At 54.7% G+C, this 17264-nt stretch carries 10 protein-coding genes, 1 pseudogene and 1 riboswitch; of the genes and pseudogenes, 2 read left to right on the top strand and 9 right to left on the bottom strand.

Annotated elements, in window-relative coordinates; all coding sequences use genetic code 11:
* The first annotated feature begins 253 nt into the window (after positions 1-253).
* Entirely contained in the window at positions 254-1609 is a 1356-nt protein-coding gene (locus ABHV46_RS02020) for a hypothetical protein (protein WP_438382505.1), read from the top strand.
* Positions 1610-1673: 64 nt separating this feature from the next.
* Here ABHV46_RS02020 and ABHV46_RS02015 read toward each other — a convergent pair.
* From ABHV46_RS02015 to ABHV46_RS02005, 3 genes and pseudogenes are all read right to left on the bottom strand, one after another.
* Positions 1674-2201 (bottom strand): annotated as a pseudogene (locus tag ABHV46_RS02015) (IS3 family transposase); the annotation flags it as partial.
* Positions 2202-2481: 280 nt separating this feature from the next.
* Positions 2482-2646, bottom strand: a complete 165-nt coding sequence (locus tag ABHV46_RS02010) for an RES family NAD+ phosphorylase (protein ID WP_438382504.1) — start codon at positions 2644-2646, stop codon at positions 2482-2484.
* 1386 nt (positions 2647-4032) lie between these two features.
* Positions 4033-5250, bottom strand: coding sequence for a cation:proton antiporter (locus ABHV46_RS02005; protein WP_438382503.1), 1218 nt, complete (start codon positions 5248-5250; stop codon positions 4033-4035).
* Between the two features lie 215 nt (positions 5251-5465).
* Between ABHV46_RS02005 and ABHV46_RS02000 the strand changes: the two genes are divergently transcribed.
* Positions 5466-6296 (top strand): M48 family metallopeptidase, encoded by an 831-nt coding sequence (locus ABHV46_RS02000; protein ID WP_438382502.1) that lies wholly within the window; start codon positions 5466-5468, stop codon positions 6294-6296.
* Between the two features lie 103 nt (positions 6297-6399).
* On the opposite strand, the gene ABHV46_RS01995 is transcribed toward ABHV46_RS02000, so the two are convergent.
* From ABHV46_RS01995 to ABHV46_RS01970, 6 genes are all read right to left on the bottom strand, one after another.
* Positions 6400-8610 carry a TonB-dependent receptor gene (locus ABHV46_RS01995; RefSeq protein ID WP_438382501.1) on the bottom strand — a complete coding sequence of 737 codons (2211 nt, stop codon included), beginning with the start codon at positions 8608-8610 and terminating at the stop codon, positions 6400-6402.
* A gap of 89 nt (positions 8611-8699) precedes the next feature.
* Positions 8700-8901, bottom strand: a riboswitch (cobalamin riboswitch).
* Between the two features lie 84 nt (positions 8902-8985).
* Complete coding sequence (locus ABHV46_RS01990; protein ID WP_438382500.1) at positions 8986-11004, bottom strand: phosphocholine-specific phospholipase C; 2019 nt, start codon at positions 11002-11004, stop codon at positions 8986-8988.
* Positions 11005-11021: 17 nt separating this feature from the next.
* Positions 11022-13418, bottom strand: a complete 2397-nt coding sequence (locus ABHV46_RS01985; RefSeq protein WP_438382499.1) for a TonB-dependent receptor — start codon at positions 13416-13418, stop codon at positions 11022-11024.
* Positions 13419-13623: 205 nt separating this feature from the next.
* Positions 13624-13929, bottom strand: a complete 306-nt coding sequence (locus ABHV46_RS01980; protein ID WP_438382498.1) for a hypothetical protein — start codon at positions 13927-13929, stop codon at positions 13624-13626.
* 53 nt (positions 13930-13982) lie between these two features.
* Positions 13983-14834, bottom strand: a complete 852-nt coding sequence (locus ABHV46_RS01975; protein WP_438382497.1) for a DUF817 domain-containing protein — start codon at positions 14832-14834, stop codon at positions 13983-13985.
* 80 nt (positions 14835-14914) lie between these two features.
* Positions 14915-17131 (bottom strand): TonB-dependent receptor domain-containing protein, encoded by a 2217-nt coding sequence (locus tag ABHV46_RS01970; protein WP_438382496.1) that lies wholly within the window; start codon positions 17129-17131, stop codon positions 14915-14917.
* Positions 17132-17264 lie beyond the last annotated feature (133 nt).

Below are 17264 nucleotides of genomic sequence, written 5' to 3'. Positions count from 1 at the left end.
ACGCTCTCGGCATCATGGACCGGCCTCCTCCACTAGTCCAAAATAGGAATCACATTTCGTCCCAATTGGGAATCCTCACAATTCAAGCTATCCACAATACGCTCTAATGAATTGGAAACGCGAATGCAGAAAGCTGCGGGACTAGAGACGTTATAATGGAATGTGAGAAAGATTATTTTCGCAACGAAGTTGTTATTTTGCGGCACCTTATTTCGACGATAGACTCCGCTAAAATTCAGAAAAGGAAGATCTAGTGAGTGAAATATGTGGATATCTTCTTGCTAGGGCATATGCAAACGAAGCGTGGATAGAGGACTTGATCTCAGATTTTGGAAATTTTTCATCATCTCATGAAGAAAAATATTTCGATGTTATAAGGGAATCAAGGAACTTAAACGTTCCGGAAGACTGCTCGTCCGAATGCGACGGGAAATATGATTTTATATCATCTGAAAGGGCTTTAAATAGTTTTTTAACGGAGATAGTTAATATAAACCATAAACATACAGAAATAATAAATCATATATGTAACAAATTTTCCGTAGTCAATAAAAAAATAGAAGTAGAATCTGATATTTTTTCAGCAAAAAAATATATTGAACAAAAATTAGATAGTTCGTTTTTAACGAAATTTATAAATTATATTAATGATATTGAGTTGTGTATAAAGAGGTTGTCTTTAGAATATTATTCGTGGAGAATTGAAAAATGTAATGATATTATTATTTCACATGCTGGTCTATCGAATAAACAGAATTTTTCATTTAAAAAATCGAAATTTGAAAAAACTATATTTTATGTAGACCAAAATTTTATCTCAAAATTATCAAGTTCTCCGAAATATCTTTCGAGGTTCCGGAAATATATAGATATTTCAGGATCTGTATTTGCATACAGTTCTTATGCAACAGAAGATGGTATAAAAATGAACAAACTATATTTAAAAGAATATTTTAAGAGTTTATCTGATATCTGCAATAATAATATTTTTATAAAGTGCGAAGGTGAATTATCTTTTGGAAGCGAAGAAATAGAAAATACTGTAGATAGAGTCTTGTTATGGTATCCGGTGACGGAGGCTGCAGAAAACATAAAAATTTTTCAGCCTCATATTGATGATTGTATGAGAGACGAAAAAAAAATATCGATAGATGTTGTGTCCGAAATAAACGACGATATAAACAAATTTTTACAAAACATAGATGATAATTTATATGAATATTTAAGTGGATATATTTTATTTAAAGCTTATAGTTTTTCTCTAAAAGATTTAATAAATAAAAGTACCAAATGTGATTCTGATACAGATTTTATTGATAATGTAAAAAATATATGGGATTTTTTGGATTTTATAAAATACAAAGTACCAAAAAAATCAGATAAAAGGAAGCTGAAGAGTAGTTATCGAGACTCTGAGCATTTAATGCATGCATGGAAGGCAGATTTTTTTATTACTGACGATGAAAATTTAAAATATCGAGGTAATTTTATATATAGTGTTATAAATATAAATACAGAATTTTTTGGAATTAGAGAATTTGATCAAAAAATAACGGATTATATAAGAAAGCACCATGAAAATGATCTCGGCGGATCCAAAATCCTCTAGCAGGCTGTCGGGTTGGGGGTAACTGAACTGCCCCGGGTTTACCGGAGAGCGATTTGTTCAGTAATCAGGCTGCGAGATCAGGCCTGCTCTGATCTGCATAAAAGGCCCGTTCAGCTTCTGCGGGAGGCCTGTAGCCGATTGGCGCCAACAGGCGTCGGTTATTATACCAGTCCACCCATTTGAGGGTTTCCCGTTCGACCTGCGCCATGGATTTCCATGGCCCCAGATGATGGATGACCTCGGCCTTGTATAAACCGTTGATCGTCTCCGCCAGTGCATTGTCGTAGCTGTCACCAACCGTGCCGACCGAGGCATCGTTGTCAGACAGCGCCAGGCGTTCGGTATACCGGATCGACAGGTATTGTGATCCACGGTCCGAATGATGGATCAGCGCCTTGTTTCCCGCAAGCTTTCGTTCCCAGATGGCCTGTTCAAGGGCGTCGAGCATGAGCTGGGTGGTCATGGAATTCGAGACCTTCCAGCCCACGATCCTGCGGGCGAACACATCAATGATGAATGCCACATAGACCATGTCATTCCAGGTCTGGACATAGGTAAAGTCCGAGACCCAGAGCTGGTTGGGAGTCTCGGCCGAGGTCGGCCCCGGTCGCGCCCCAGCGTCCCGTCGGGCCTGCTTCCACCAGTCGTGCAGACTGTCGCTCGAGCAGCCCAGCTTGCCACCAATCTCGCGACAGGCCGCCGATAGGCTCGGGTAATCCGATCGATGTTCGTCCAGAAGGCGCACGGCGCGCTCACGGAACTCAGGCGAATAACGCGATGCCTTCTTCTTCTCTGCCATAGGGTTCATCCTCCGAGTGTTTTACTCTCCGGTAAACCCGGGGCAGTTCAGGTTGAGGTTAGAAAGGAAAACCCTACTGGGCTTCAAGCTGGGCGCTTTTTATCCGAAGTGATGTATAAAAAGCATGTGTGCCGACTGGATTGAATCGCCCGCCGCGATGCGCCGCACCGTCGCCTGACAGGGGGGTGAAAGACCAGCAGGGATTGTGAGCCCGGAATACCCGTCCGGAAAACCTCACACGTAACCGCCGGTTGAATCCTATCTAGGTAGCGCCGGACGGCATCGGCGCGTCCCTCCCGGACGAGCGCCTCGGCAGTCTGGTCACTGAAGGAGGGCAGGGGGTGTGACTGGTACCATGCGAAAGCCTGTTGGGCTGAGCCCGCCCATGGGCGGACGCGATTGAGGACATCGACCATGTCGCGCAGCTTCGGCTGGGTGGCGGGACGGCCGAGGCGGGCGCTTTTGGAGACGGCGTCACGTGACAGACCTAGCGTGGCGGCCAGTTCACCCCTCGTGATATGCAGCATATTGCTCAGCCGTTCCGTCGCGATTAGCCCTGATGGATCGAAGGCGCCGGAGAGGAATGTGGTCTCAGATATGACGGAGCGCTTCATATAATGACCATGATGTGGGATCATCTATGCGGCCTATTGCCTGTGGCAAGGATTTCAATTGGATAAGCCCATGGGTCCATGGCATGGTCGCTTTCTCATGCGGCGCGGCGGGGTATCTCGCGGTCCACCAATCGCAAGTATCGTTGGTTGCCTTCCCCCGCAACCATATCCAAAAAATTCCCATTCAACGTCTCAGCTTCACAGCGCGAGGCGTTCTTTTGCGTTCCGGTATCCCCCTCAGCACTCAAAACAGGCAGGACTGGGCGCCAGCGCAGTCTACACGCACAGCTATCGCCGTACGCGCATCTCAACCCAAAAAACAGGAAAAGGGTTATAAAGTAGTATAAGCCCGTAAGATGTTTGCAGAGGATAACTCTCGGTGAGTCAGGCGTGCAAGGTCGGCTGCGTACAGACGGATGCAGCGAGCGATCCGGTGCCGTGGTAACCGTATGGCGTAATATAACTGGAAAAGTAGGATTTCAACGCGTTGCGCAATATCATGCGCGATCCCGTGGTTGAATATACGTCTCCTGTGCGGCGAAAATAGGAGGTCTCACTCTCCTGTTGCAACACGGAAAGCTGCTGCCAATTAACGGCAACGCGGTAAGTGCTTGCATTGCATAATAAGGAAACAATGCCTGATACGGCGTATCAGCTACATCCGTTAGCACGTAAATATCTCGACTAAGGGAAACGCGCTGGGTGGCGAACGAGCTGCGTCTTAGACCCGATGTCGCCGAGCACTGACGCCCGATTTCATGCCCTATGACGATAGATGCTTTATCGTCTTTTTCTTTCCTCTACCACGTCGTGATCCTCCTAATCTGGCTCAACGTAGACGGGGGGGGGGCAGCGGGCACAATTCGATATATTCAAACGTTTCGTGTTTCATAAGGATCGAAAGATCTCCACGCGCAGCGACCTCTTTGCCTCCTTATGAGCAATCTCACGACTGTCAGATGCTACACGGCTCACAAGTCTCGATGAGAGCCGAGCTGTGCGGCTATCTCTTACGAGGTAACCGGTCTCCTCGGTTTGAGCAGATGGAAAAGAGGTCCGGTGAGCAGGGTTGAGATGACCGCCAGAACCATGAGCGACGCGAAGGCAAATTCAGACAGCATGCCCTGTTCGTGGAGGATTGTGGCGGCTACGATTTCCATCAATCCTTTGCATTGCAGCAGGGCGCCGAGACCTAGGGTCTGACGCCGGGACAGCCCAGCAGTAGGCGGGAAAATATAGATCGAACCCATCTTGACCACGATCGAGATGACGACGAGCGAAAGAGAGGCCAGGACGGACGGCCAGGTCAGGGCATCGCCGTTGATGCGCATGCCGCTATGACCGAAGAAGAGAGGAGCGACCCAGACCAGAGCAAGAGTTGAGATGGCTTCGAAGGGCAGGCGTCTCACCCATGAGGGCGGCATGAAAGCGCCGGCAAAATAAGCGCCGATCAGCTCGTGCAAGCCCAAAGTCATGCTCGCCCAGGAACCCAGGCTGAGATAAAGCGGCACCACAGCCCAGATCAGCAGTCGCGGCGGGTTGCGTATATGGCGTGACGCCAGTGAGCCGCCAACCGCGAGAGCGATAAGGAGGAGGGCTGCGCCACCTTCACGCAGGCCCCAGCTATGCATGGCGGTCTGACGTTCAGCAGAAAACTGCAAGAGGGCTAGGCCAATCCAGAGCGTTGCATCGTCGATCACGGCGAGTTTAAGTGCAAGCTGGCCGATGGGCCTGTCTGCGATCGGCAATTCCCTGACGATGCCGATGAGCACAGGCAGGGCACTGACGGCAATGCACAGACCTATGGATGCGGCCGCGATCGCGGGTGTGACGGCAGGAGCGTGCCAGCCGGGTAGTGGCAGGAAGAAGTAGTAAACGAGGATCGTCCCTATCAGAAACGGCCCTCCCAACGCCATGGCAGCACCGCCTAACAGGCGCGCGAGGCTCGGCTTTGGCAGGGCGTTTTCTGTAGTCTGGCCCTCGGGGTGCTGCCACATTTCCATTCCTGCGGTGAAGGCGAGCACCAGTACAGCGATCCAACCGATAGTATCGCCATAGAAAGAAGGGATACCAAGCTCTTTGAGTGGCAAGTGCCAGACCGCCGCCATGATACCGATCAGGATCGGAATGACAGCAATGGGTATGACGCGGCCAAGCAGGCGCCAAAGCACCCAGGGGACGCAGACAAAAATACCGATGTCTGCGAGGACCGCAGTCAGATCGCTCATACCCACCCTTTCGATGTTTCATCTCAGGATAGCGTGGATGGGAGAGAAAGCGCAAACCCGACTTTCGAAGCTATGAAGCAGGTTGAGTCGAAGCAGAATGTCGCATTTTCATGTGGGGTATTGAAGAAATAGTTTTTTGAAATTTGCCATATAGTAATTCTATATTTCGATAGGTATGTTCAAATTAGATTTTATTTGTTTTTGGAAGGATGATTATGTCACCACATGTTTCAGCCTGCATTCACCCTAAAGAAAAGCGCTATGGCGCAGCCCTGACGATCATCGGATGTACGTTCTGGTTAGTGATTATTTTGAGTATTTTGGTGCAGAAAAACGTAGTTGCTGCACTGATCCTCGTAGCGATTTACGGCGCGCTGCTTTGGGTCATGATGAAATTCTTCTCAGCGTTGTTCCGCGCGTGGATGCTCGGCAATATGGTGGCGCTGTCTGAGCGCCAGTTTCCAGAACTACACGCCATCTTCGCCGAAGTCAGTCAGAATTTGGGTTTGAAAGCAGCACCTGAAGCTTTTGTCTATAATTCCCATGGCGCAATGAATGCGCTCTCTCTTCGATTGTCGCGCGGACGCTATGTGCTGTTGACCTCGGCCCTTGTGGAAGCTGAAGATAATGCGCAGCTTCGCTTCGTCATCGGGCACGAGATCGCTCACCATGTGCTTGGACATCTCAACCCGTTGAAGCAACTCATTCGTTACCCGGCAGTCATCGTGCCGTTTCTCTACCCGGCCTATTCGCGCGCACGTGAGTATAGCTGCGACGCTGTAGGCGCGTCTCTTCTCGAAAACGAAAATGAGGCGTTCACTGCGTTGCAGATGCTTGCCTGCGGCGCCAAACGTTTGAACCACAAGATGAACCCGATCGCTTTTGTCGCTCAGGAGCAACGCATGCTTGGCTTTGCCGGGTTCTGCCGCGAGATCTGCCTGAGTCACCCGCGCCTGACTCTTCGTGTGAAGCGCCTGATGACAATTTACCCTGTCAATACAACCATGCCGAAGCCTTTATCGACCAATACGCAAGGCGAAGCCTGAAGAAAATGTGGTCGCCGCCTGGCTATCGTGGCGGTGACCACGTTCTCTCGCGTCCAAACTGTCGCACTGAAGAACAGAGAAGTTCAGGAATCGGAAGCGGCTATCAGAATCCTGCCTGCATGCTGATCGAAAAAGAACGGGGCGCGCCGATCAGAACCTCGGATGGGTAACTCGTATCGGCCCATTGCACGAAATGCTTGTTGGCAAGGTTGTCGATGCGACCATAGAGCGTGAAACCCTTGCGTAGATGCCAGCCCGCGAACACGTTGACGAGGGCGTAATCCTTGAGAGAGAGCATGTTGGCGAAGTCTCCCTTGCGTGACGAAACATAGCGCATGCCTGCCCCCAGATCGACGGGAAGGTCGAATGCCGCAGACCAGACAGCCCAGAGATTGGCCGTCACTGCCGGGACATTCGGAACCAGATTGCCCGACGCATCTGTCGCGGCATCGGGATAGAACGTGCCGTAATGCGCGTCCGTGTAGGCGACATTGCCCGAGAGGGTCCAATGGCGGTCGAGGCGCCAATCGGCCTGCGCCTCCATGCCACGCGAATGCTGACTTCCCGCGGTCGAGACGGCATCCTGACCGGTCTGGACCAAAACCCGTGTCCGTCTGATATCGAAAAGGGAGAGCGTGGTGACGAGCCGACCCGAGAGCGCGCTTGCCTTGACGCCGATCTCCCCCTGGCTTGAGTGGCTCAGACGGCTGAACTGCCCCTTATTGGCGAGAAACAGGTTTGAGCCCGGCGGGTCTTCTGCGGTCGTATAAACGCCATACAGGCTCACATTGGGTAGAATGTCGTAAACCGGGCCGACGCGGAAATTGGCCGGGTTGTAGTGACCCTTGAAGCTTGTCGCCGCATTGTACTGACCGTTCTGGTTGTAGTTCTGCCGGTCGAGCGAGAGCCAGTCATAGCGGAACCCGCCGACCAGACGCAGAGTGCGTGTTATTGAAAGCGTATCCTCCAGAAAAAGCCCGGCATCGATCAGGGTGGTGGGCGATTTACGGTAGGGGTATTCCCCTTCGAAATTCCCCAATGCGCTGCCTTCGGGGTCAATCAGTGAGACGCTGTCGGCATAGCTGGCATCGGGGAAACCACGATTGCGGATGAAACGCAGATAATAGGCGTCTCCACCGATCACCAGCCGGTTCTTCAACCCGAACACCGTAGTGTCGAACCGGGCGTCGATCGTGTCGCCCACCTGATGCTGGTTCTGATAGACGTAAAACCGGTCTCGCCCGATCCGCCCCGGCGCGATTGCAGCACCGCTCGCATCGACAGCGCCGCTGCTGCCGATATAGCTGTAGCTCTCGGCATTGTCCCAACGCCGTTTGGCGTAGGAAAAATAGGCCTTGTTATGCAGGGTGAGGCGGTCGTTCACGATCCAGTTCAGATGCAGCGTCGGTGTTGCATTGACCGAACTGGCGCGGGGGTTGGCGACATTGTAGTTGCGCCAGAGCGAGGCCTTGCTGACAACCAGGCCGCTTGATGAATGGAGCAGCCCACCGGCCCGGTCCTGCACGGCGGAGCCGGGTACCAGTGGGGCGCCGTAATAGGTCGAGAGTTCGTCAGTCAGATAATCCATGCCCAGCCGTGCCGAGAAATTCTGCGACGGGTGCCAGAGCAGGGTGGTCGTCCAGTCATTGCTGTGTGGATTGGCACCTTTGACATAGCCATCGGAAGAGGTGCGACTGAAATCGCTGCGTATCGCCAGAGTGGATGAGAGCGGCAAGGAGCCGCCAATACCGGCGTTCCAGCTATTGAAGCTGCCATAGGAAACCAGCGCATCGAGATGCGCGCGATCGGGGTCGGGGCTGCGTGTGCGCATATCGACCGTGCCGCCCACGGCGCCCTGTCCGTAGAGAACGGAAGAGGGGCCTTTGAGTACCTCGACCGCCTCGAGATTAAAGGCGTTCAGGGGGCGGTTCACCATGGTGGTAGGCCCGAAATAGAACCCGTCGCGCAGAATCAGGATCTGATTGCCGCTGAACCCGCGCATCATGAGCTGTGCCGGATTTCCCGGCGACCCGCCGGACGTCACGCCGGGTGCGGCATCCGCAGCCTGTTCGGCCTGCGTGTAGCCGCGAAGCGATATGATTTTCTGATCAATGATCGCAATCGATGCCGGATTATGTTGCAGGCTGAGACCAAGCCGGCCGCCGATAGCTGGGCGCGCATTTAGCCCGGTGCTCTGACCGTGGGCGGTGATATATTCGTCACTCGCGCCTTGATCCTGCGCGATAGCCTGAGGGAGGGAAAACAGGGGAAGCCCTGCGAGAAGAAGAGACCTGAAGGGGCGCAGAGGGCGCATGGTGGCGGATTTATCCCGTCTGTTCACGTCACTACGATGGGCCGGTTCGCACCTGCCACCTCCGGGACACCCCGCCCGTCAGTTTTCGTCCGTGACCATGGCTGATGGCAGGTCTCCTGACTTGTGCGTCACTGAGCGATGACTGGCCTTCCCAGGGGGATACACCCAGTGGCCGGGCCGTAAAGGCCCGCGTCATCACTCTCTTCACCTACAGTTGCGGGGGCAGTCATGGCGTCGGACCATGTTCCCTTTTCATCCCGGCTAGCGGGAACCATCGCGTGTGACCCTAATCTCCGCGCTTGGCCTGTCAATCGGGCGCGGGATTGGCGCGTATTTCGAACTGGAGCGCGTCTCCCAAACGACACAAAGGTTGGCTCAGGCCGGATTTGCCGGGTTTCGGGCCATACGCGGATCGGAATGGCTCGGCGCGCCATTTTCGACATGGCCCGCCAGGGCGAGCAGAACAGTGCCCGCCGGGTCTTGCAGTTCGAGGTGATACCAGTTCTGGCTGGCGCTCAGGTCGACGATCTCGACGAAGCGGGTCTCGGGATTGAGCGTGAGCGCGGAAGGCTTGTCGCTATAAAGATTGTTGAGGAACGCCTCCCTGCTCGACGGGTCTGATACCGAGAAAATCAGCCGCAATCCGTCATCTCTCTCTTCCTGCGTCAGGGCGATGCCGCTTGCTGGGCGATGCAGGCGATAAAACCCGTTCGGACCATAGATCTCCACCACGCAGTCAGGCGCGCAGGCAAACAGACTGGTCGTGCCTGCGGGCACGGTCAGATGCTGGCTCGGCAGCCCGGTCTGGCGAATGCGGAAAACAACACCCTGATTGCCGGTATTGGTGAAAGTCAGGTTCGTCGGATCTTCAACATGGGTCACGACGGCAAAGCGATAGGGCAGGGCGCGGCTCGAGCGTTGCCCCGTCTCCTGAACCGGCAGACTGCCTTGCTTGGGGACGATTGGCGGCGGATGCGCGCAGGAAAGACGCGTCTGGGGCAGATAATCGTCAGTATTGGGTAGCGCTGCCGACCATTCCGCGTCGGGCTTGGCAAAATCGAAGACGGAGGTCAGATCGCCGCAGACAGAACGCCGCCATGGGGTGATGGTAGGGCATGTCACGCCGAAACGCTTTTCGAGGAATTGTAGGATCGAGGTGTGATCGAAAACCTGGGAATTGACCCATCCGCCTTTCGTCCATGGCGAAATGATCAGTGCAGGCACGCGCGGACCGAGACCGACCGGCTCGCCATGATAGCTCTCGCCAGTAGTCGAGATGGCGTTGCTTCCCTGACCCGTGAGTGCAGGCACTGGCGGCGGCACGTGATCGAAGAACCCGTCATTTTCATCGTAATTGAGAATGAAGACGGTTTTCGCCCAGGTTTCGGGATGGCGGACGAAGATATCGATGAGCTTCGAAATCAGATGCTCGCCAAAGCCCGGCGGCGCTTCGGGATGCTCTGACAAGGCTGCTGGCGGGACGATCCATGAGACCTGAGGCAGAGTGCCACTTACGATGTCATGTTCGAAGGCGTCGAGCAGATAACGTCCCTCGAGCTCGTGCATATTGTCCTTGTTCGATCCGGGCACGATGGCGCGCGCGCGCTGATAGCGCCAGCCCTTGCGATCAAGATTGCGGAACTGCCTGAATGAGGCGAGAGGGTTGTCGCCAAAATTGTCGTATTCCTGATAGAATTTCCAGCTTATCCCCGCTTCCTGCAACCGTTCCGGATAGGTCGTCCAGTCGAAAGGGGTGAATTTCGGGTTGTCATGCGTCATGTCGGCAGACCAGTTGCCGTCATCGACATTCTCGACCGCCTGCTTGCCGTCGGCGCCGACGGCAAGGCCGTTCGTGCCGGTGAAGAAATAGAGACGGTTCGGATTGGTAGGGCCAAATATAGAGGCGTGATACGCATCGCAGATCGTAAAGGCGTCGGCGAGAGCGTAGTAATAAGGGATTTCCTTGCGGGTGAAATAGCCCATGGTCATGGGCGTTTTGTGCGGCACCCAGCCATCCCATTCATTCCAAGCGGCCTGCGTCCCTTTCCAGCTATGGTCTAGGCTTTTGAGACAGGCTGCCGAGGTATGCACCGTGTCGAACAGGAACGGCCAGATGGCGCGGCCTTTCTCATCCTTCTGGGCGAAAACGGAACTGCCATCCGCCTGTCGTTCGGCGCGAGGGTCGCCATAACCGCGCACCCCGCGCAGCGTACCGAAATAATGATCGAAAGCCCGGTTTTCCTGCATCAGGATCACGACATGCTTGACGTCATTGATCGTGCCGGTTTCGCGATTGGCCGGTATCGCCAGAGCTTGCTTCAGGTTTTCAGGCAGCATGGCCCCAGCCAGAGCGGCAGCGCCTAGATTGAGGAAATGCCGACGGCTGGGTTTCATAACGGATGCCCCGTTTCTCAGTTGAAATGCTTGCGAATGGTGAAGAACACCATGCGCGGTGCAGCGGCTTGCAGGGTCTGGAATGAGCCGGACGGATCGGAATTGATGAAGCCGTTACTGCCAACTGTCGCCACATAACGCTTGTCGAAGAGATTGGAGACGTTGATCTGCGTATCCAGCCCACGCAACCAGAAATTATGGCTCTTGAAGCGATAACCTACATTCAGGTTGAACACGTCATTCGCGGGCACATAGGCGTCGTTGGTGTAGGTGTAGTAGCGACGATCCTGAATCTGCATCAGCACATTGCCCCAGATCTGCCCGTCATCATAACCGATCTGCAGATTGGCCAGATTGCGCGGCATGCCGACGACGTTCTTGCCTTTGATCGCAGCCGAGACCTTGCCATTGGCCATCACATCGTCCTGATAAAAGGAGTTGTTGAAGGCATAGGAGGCGAAGATCGACCAGTTCGGCGCGAACTGCCAGTTCACTGCCGTATCGATGCCCCGTGAGATCACGCCACCGACATTCGACAGCACCGAGGCGTTGCCCTGAATGCCAACGCCTTGGGTGACCGAGAGCAGGCGGTTTTCGAATTCGACATAATAGCCTGTGACCGTCGCCTGAAAAGTCTTGGTGTGATAGCGATAGCCCAGCTCTTCGGTGTTCGACATTTCCGGTTTCAGATTGCCCTGAAGCTTCTGAAAACCAGCGACCGTGGTCGAGAAAGGGCCTGAGGTCTGGGCGCTGTCATAGGCCGCCATATTGCGGGCGTAGTCGACGAAGATTTCGTGATTATGGTTGAAGCGGTAATTGGCCCCGACCTGCGGAAGAAATCCGTTTGTCGCGTTCAGCGAGCCCGACGGGTAGGCGGTCGCAACAGGAGCGCCCAGATAATTACCGTTCATCGCACGGGCCGTATTATCGACGATCAGCGATTTGAAGCCGTAATTGACCTTGAGCTTCGGTGTGATCTTCCACGTGTCGCCCAGATGCACCTGGTAGGTCTTGGTGTTGAAAGCGCTCTGCCACTGCGTCGCGAAGGCATTGTTTTTGTACCAGTGAGTCGACGATGGCGATCCGTCCAGTGCGAGCGGGTAGAAACGGCGTGCCTGATTGAAATTGTTGTTTTCGAACCAGAACCCGCCTTCAATACTGTGATTGGCGATGCGATAGGTCAGGCTACCTATGAAGCCAGCGCGGTGAATATCGTACTCGGTCGTGCGCGTTGAAAGCGGAGAGCCGCCAAGTTGCGCAGGGGTGGCGGAATAAGGTGTAACCCAGACGCCTTCACCCGAATTCGTGTGGCCATAGCCAGTGACATAGCCGGAGAGCCGGTTGTTGATCTTGAAATCGAGCTTGCCATAGCCGAGAGCATCCTCACGCAGGCCGCCCGCATTATAATAGACCGTATCCTGATTTTCGATCCCTTTGGGGAATGCTGTGCCGTTCTGGTACGCATAACCGATCTGCTTCGCCAGGGCGTAATTGCCGGTGATATTGTCCAGATCATAGCCGTATGTCTTGATCTGGGAGAGCGACAGATCCTGATAGTCGTTTTCAGCGCGCTTGGACCAGTCGCCGAAAACAGTCAGTTTCAGGTTATCGCCGAGTGGCTGGACGAATTTGGCATTGGCTTGATCCTGCCTCTGAACGCCGTCGCCCTTCCACTTATTGGCGTCCTGATGATCGTAAGACACGTAGAACTTGCCGCCCCCTTTGAGGAGGCCGCTATTGATGCGGGCGAATGTGCGCCAGGTCGAGGCCGAGCCGATCGTGCCGCTCACATCGGCGCCGAACTTGTCTGATGGGTCGATCGAGGTGAACTGGAGGGCGCCGCCGAGATCGTTCGAGGCGGCGACGCCCACAGCACCCGCTCCCTGAGTGAGCGTTGCCGGGCCGTTATTTTCGGTCTGCAAGGCGCGTCCGATCGAAAGGCCGTTATCATTGCCGTAGGCCAGATTACCCAGCGGCAACCCGTCGAACGTAAAACCGAGGCGGCTCTGGTCGAAACCGCGGATGATGATCTGCTGCGACCATTCATAGGAGCCTAGAGGATCCGAAGAGGTGAACATCACGCCGGGTAGTTTCGAGAGCGCCTTGAATGGGCTCGTACCGGGCGTGTATTCCTGAATGGCAGTGCGCGAGATAGTTTGCGTTTCACGCGCCTGACCCGCGCCGAGCACGATGATCGATTCAGGCGTCTTGGCGTCGACCGCATTTGCGCGCTTTTTTGCGGTACTGGCCGGGCTCACGCCCTGTTTGGCGGCAGCCGGGCCAGTCGTCTTGCTCGCTGCAGTCATTTTCGGGCTGCGTGTGCCATCCTGAGCCAAGGCCCCGTTCGTCGCATGACCGGCTATGACAAGAGCTGGCAGGCTGGCGGAAAGAACAAGGCTAAGTCTGAATTTCATCGATTGGGGCCGTTTCGCTTCGTGATCGAATTACGGGCCGTAAATATCGCTATAAAACGAAATGAAGTATTATGGTTTTATTAAATCGGCTCCGAAATAAAACGGTCACGCCACTGTCATATTTATGACTTCAATCTCCCGATTTCCGTTCGGCTTCGTGTTTCCGTCTTTAGATGTATGAGGACACTCATCACTTCCATAAGCACTAGACCGACGACATAGGCGCAGAGATCGCGCCAGCTGAAGATGCGGCCGAGAAGAAAGCCACCTGTCGCAGTTTTGCGCAGGGCATCGAGTGGCCCAGATGAACCATTTTAAGCCATTCACTTGCGGCAACGCCGAGCGCGCCGACAAGGAAACGCATGACGCGTCGTTCGGGGCTTGTGACAAGGGCGGCGATGCACCAGAAAAGGGCGCCCCACAGAACCGAGCCGCTCCATTTTCTCGCCCATGGTTCGAGGCCCGTCGGTGCGAGGCGGCAGATCAGCCCGACCGTGACGATGCCTATCATGAAAACGGCTATTTTCCGTTTTCTGAAGGTAAAGCGGGGCTGACCGTCACCACTCATTGTCTGTCGGGTTCTGTCCTGTCAGGGCGTATCAGCAGCGTTACGGTGATGAAGGCGACATAGAGGAGCAGATACCACGAGACCAGTTTCTGCGGATGCACCACCCATGTGAACTGTCGATGGGCGTAGAGCCACGTGCCGGTGAACGTGCCGATGTTTTCGGCAATCCAGAGCGCAACGCTTGAGAGGAATGCCGCCAGAGGCAGCCTCATGTGCCAATCGCTATCCACCACGCGGTAGCTTATCCAGCATCGGCCATATAGCAACAAGGTGGCAATCACCAACACCCAGCGAAAATCCGGCAGGTAATGATGGGTGAAGAAATTGGCGTAGATGGCCAGTGCAAGGGCGAGAGAGGCAGAGAAGCGCGGGTAGGGCTGGAACCGCATATCGAATAATCTGATCACGCGCGCCATGTAGCTGCCGACAGAGGCATACATGAATCCCGAAAATAGCGGCACATGCATGATCTTGAAAAAGCCCGGCTCAGGATAGGTCCATGATCCTGCCGAGACCTTGAACCACTCCATGGCGGTGCCGGTCAGATGGAAGATCAGGATGATCATGGCTTCCTGCTTCGTTTCGAGACGAAAAATCAGGAACAGGGCCTGCGTCGACAGGGCAAAGACGAAAAGCGCGTCGTAGCGGTGCAAAGGCCAGTGCGGCGACCAGAAAACATGTGTCGCGAGAATGGCTCCAAGCATAAGCCCGCCAAACAGGCAGGCCCAACCCTGCTTGAGCACGAACAGCGCAAACATGCCTGGGAAGCCGTGCACATACTGCCTTATCCAGTGCCCAAGCCGGTGTTCGAGCGTGGTTTGTGGCAAAGGGGCAGGGGTGGCAGGCATGGTGCGAGTCCTTCATTCTGGAGCCGCACCTGCCGCAGCACGCGCCCGAAGGCAAGGATGCGTGACGCAACTGTGACCGGTTAGCGTGAAAGAGCGAAGCTCATACCGCCCATCACGGTAAGGCCCTGGTTGGGAATGCTCGAAATCGCGCTGGTGTAATAGCGGCGATTGGTCACGTTATCCGCGTTGACGAACATCTGGATCTGCTTTGTGAGCTGATAGGACCCGAAGAGATCGAACACCACATAACCTCCCTGCCTTGGGTAGAGAGCTGATTTGCTTGCGGGCTGTCCGAGTGTCTGGGTGGCCGCGCGAATGCGCCCCCCGATCGACAGTTTGTTATCGAGAAGATGCACGCCCACCGTTCCCGCCAGTACAGAACGCGGCGGAGTGGTAAGAAGCGCGCCAAACCCGGTATAATCGGCATAGGGCAATTTCGTAGTGGTATTGGTGTACGAGAGCGTCGCGAAGACGAAGCGGTTGTCGTATTTTGCCTGGCCTTCGAACCCGTGGGTAAAGGTATTGCCCGCCATGTTCTGATAGAAATAACCATAAGTCGGGATATAGGAGCCTGCGGCCGGGCGGCCGATCACGCGTGTCTGAGCGATGTAGTTCTTGATGCGCGTATCGAAGTAATCGCCGTCGAACTCGATCTTGTCATCATTCATCAGCACGTCGCGATAATGGAGCTTTGCGCCGAGTTCCCAGCCGTAAGTCTGCTCGGGGGCAAGATCGGGATTGGGAATGAAGTTGAGAAAGCTGAGCCCCGGGTGCGAGCTGGCCATAAACAACTCGGTCATGGCGGGCGGGCGGAAACCAAGGCCGTAGCTGCCGTAAAGCTGAAGCCCTCGTACGGGCGTGACCGCCAGGGTTACTTTCGGATTCACCGCGTCCGAGCCGCTCGACCTGTGGAAGGCGCCTGCTGCGACCGAGGTGAAACCGGAGGCCAAATTCACACCACTGCCAGATGCATAATAGCTGTCGTAACGCAGCGCGCCGGTCAGCTGGACGATCTTCCAGTTCAACGCGAGCTGCGTAAAGGCGCTCCCAACGCCACGCCCGCCCGAAGGGGTGGAGCCTGCGTAACCCGTCTGATCCTTGGTATCGACCGAATCATGATAATATTCGCCGCCGTAATTCAGATTGGCCAGAAGCGGCCCAAGGGGGAATTGCGACGTGTTATCTGCTTCGAAGCCAAGCGTTGTCAGGTTGTATTTCGTCATATTCGCCGCCGCAACGGTCAGGGCGCGATAGGAAGGCATGGCGTTATCCTGCCCCGTCGAGACCACATAACCCTTCACATGCAGCGCGACGAGCTTGTTGTCATGCGGCGTGAAGCGATACTCGATATTCCCCTGATTGTTCTGGATCTGGTTGGTGCCGATAATCCCTTCGGTGCCCTGTCCGAACTGGTTGTGATAGATGACCGTGCCAAGTGTCAGGCTCTGATCCATACCCGGCTTGATATCGATCTTGAACAAGCCGGACTGCATACGCTGATAGGTGTCGGCAATGCGATTGCTTGACCCGTCTTCATAATCGCCCGAGCTGCGCATGCTGAAGGCCGCAGCGATGCCAAGCCAGGGACGAACGCGCATGCCGGCGCCGACCATGCCTGAACCGTCATAATTATTTGATCCACCGAGCGCGCGCGCCATCACCCCGTAACGTTTGCCGGAGTCCACGATATCATCGACTCCGAGCGTGTGCATATTGACGACACCTGCGATGGCGCCTGCGCCATCTGCCGTGGCGACGGTGCCGCGGGAGACATCGAGCCCGGCCAGCAGGGCCGGATCGACATAGACGCTGCCATTAGCGCCATGGCTGCTTGTCTGGAAATCCTGCCTGGCACCGTCGACCATGACGTTTACGCGGCCGAAATCCTGCATGCCGCGAATGGAGATGGCGAGAGACGGAGAGCCGTCATTCTCGAAATACACGCCCGGCAATCCGGTCAGGACCATATAGGGCTCGGTCGGATTGACTCGGAGCATGTCCTTGCGCGTCAGCGTAGCGCTGGCCTGAGGTACGACCAGATCGTTGTCACCATGCACCTTGACGCTGGGTAGAGCGATATCACCCGATGCTGACCTATCAGTGCTTTTAGTCTGCTTCGATGCCAGCCCGCCCGGTTTGCTGCCGCCCGTCGCGCCGCGGGCAGACACGCTGCGTTGACCTGATTTGGTCTGGTTCTGGTCGCTCGTGTCACGATCCTGAGCCTGCACCGGCCCGGGAAGAAGGGTGATCAGGGCGAGAGCGGAGGACAGGGAAAGCACCTGGCGGGTTGAGATCATCGGTTCGGCCCTACGAAACGTTAATGGAACGGTGCGAGTGCTTATTGAGAATGACTCTCACTTGCAAGGTGAAAAAACTTCCTTTAAAGCTCCGCCGCATCGAGTGAGGGAAAGGGGCAACGGCTTCGGACCC

The organism is Asaia sp. BMEF1 (assembly GCF_051628905.1).
In the GTDB taxonomy this organism is placed as follows: domain Bacteria; phylum Pseudomonadota; class Alphaproteobacteria; order Acetobacterales; family Acetobacteraceae; genus Asaia.
This window is presented reverse-complemented; position numbering and strand designations above follow the sequence as displayed.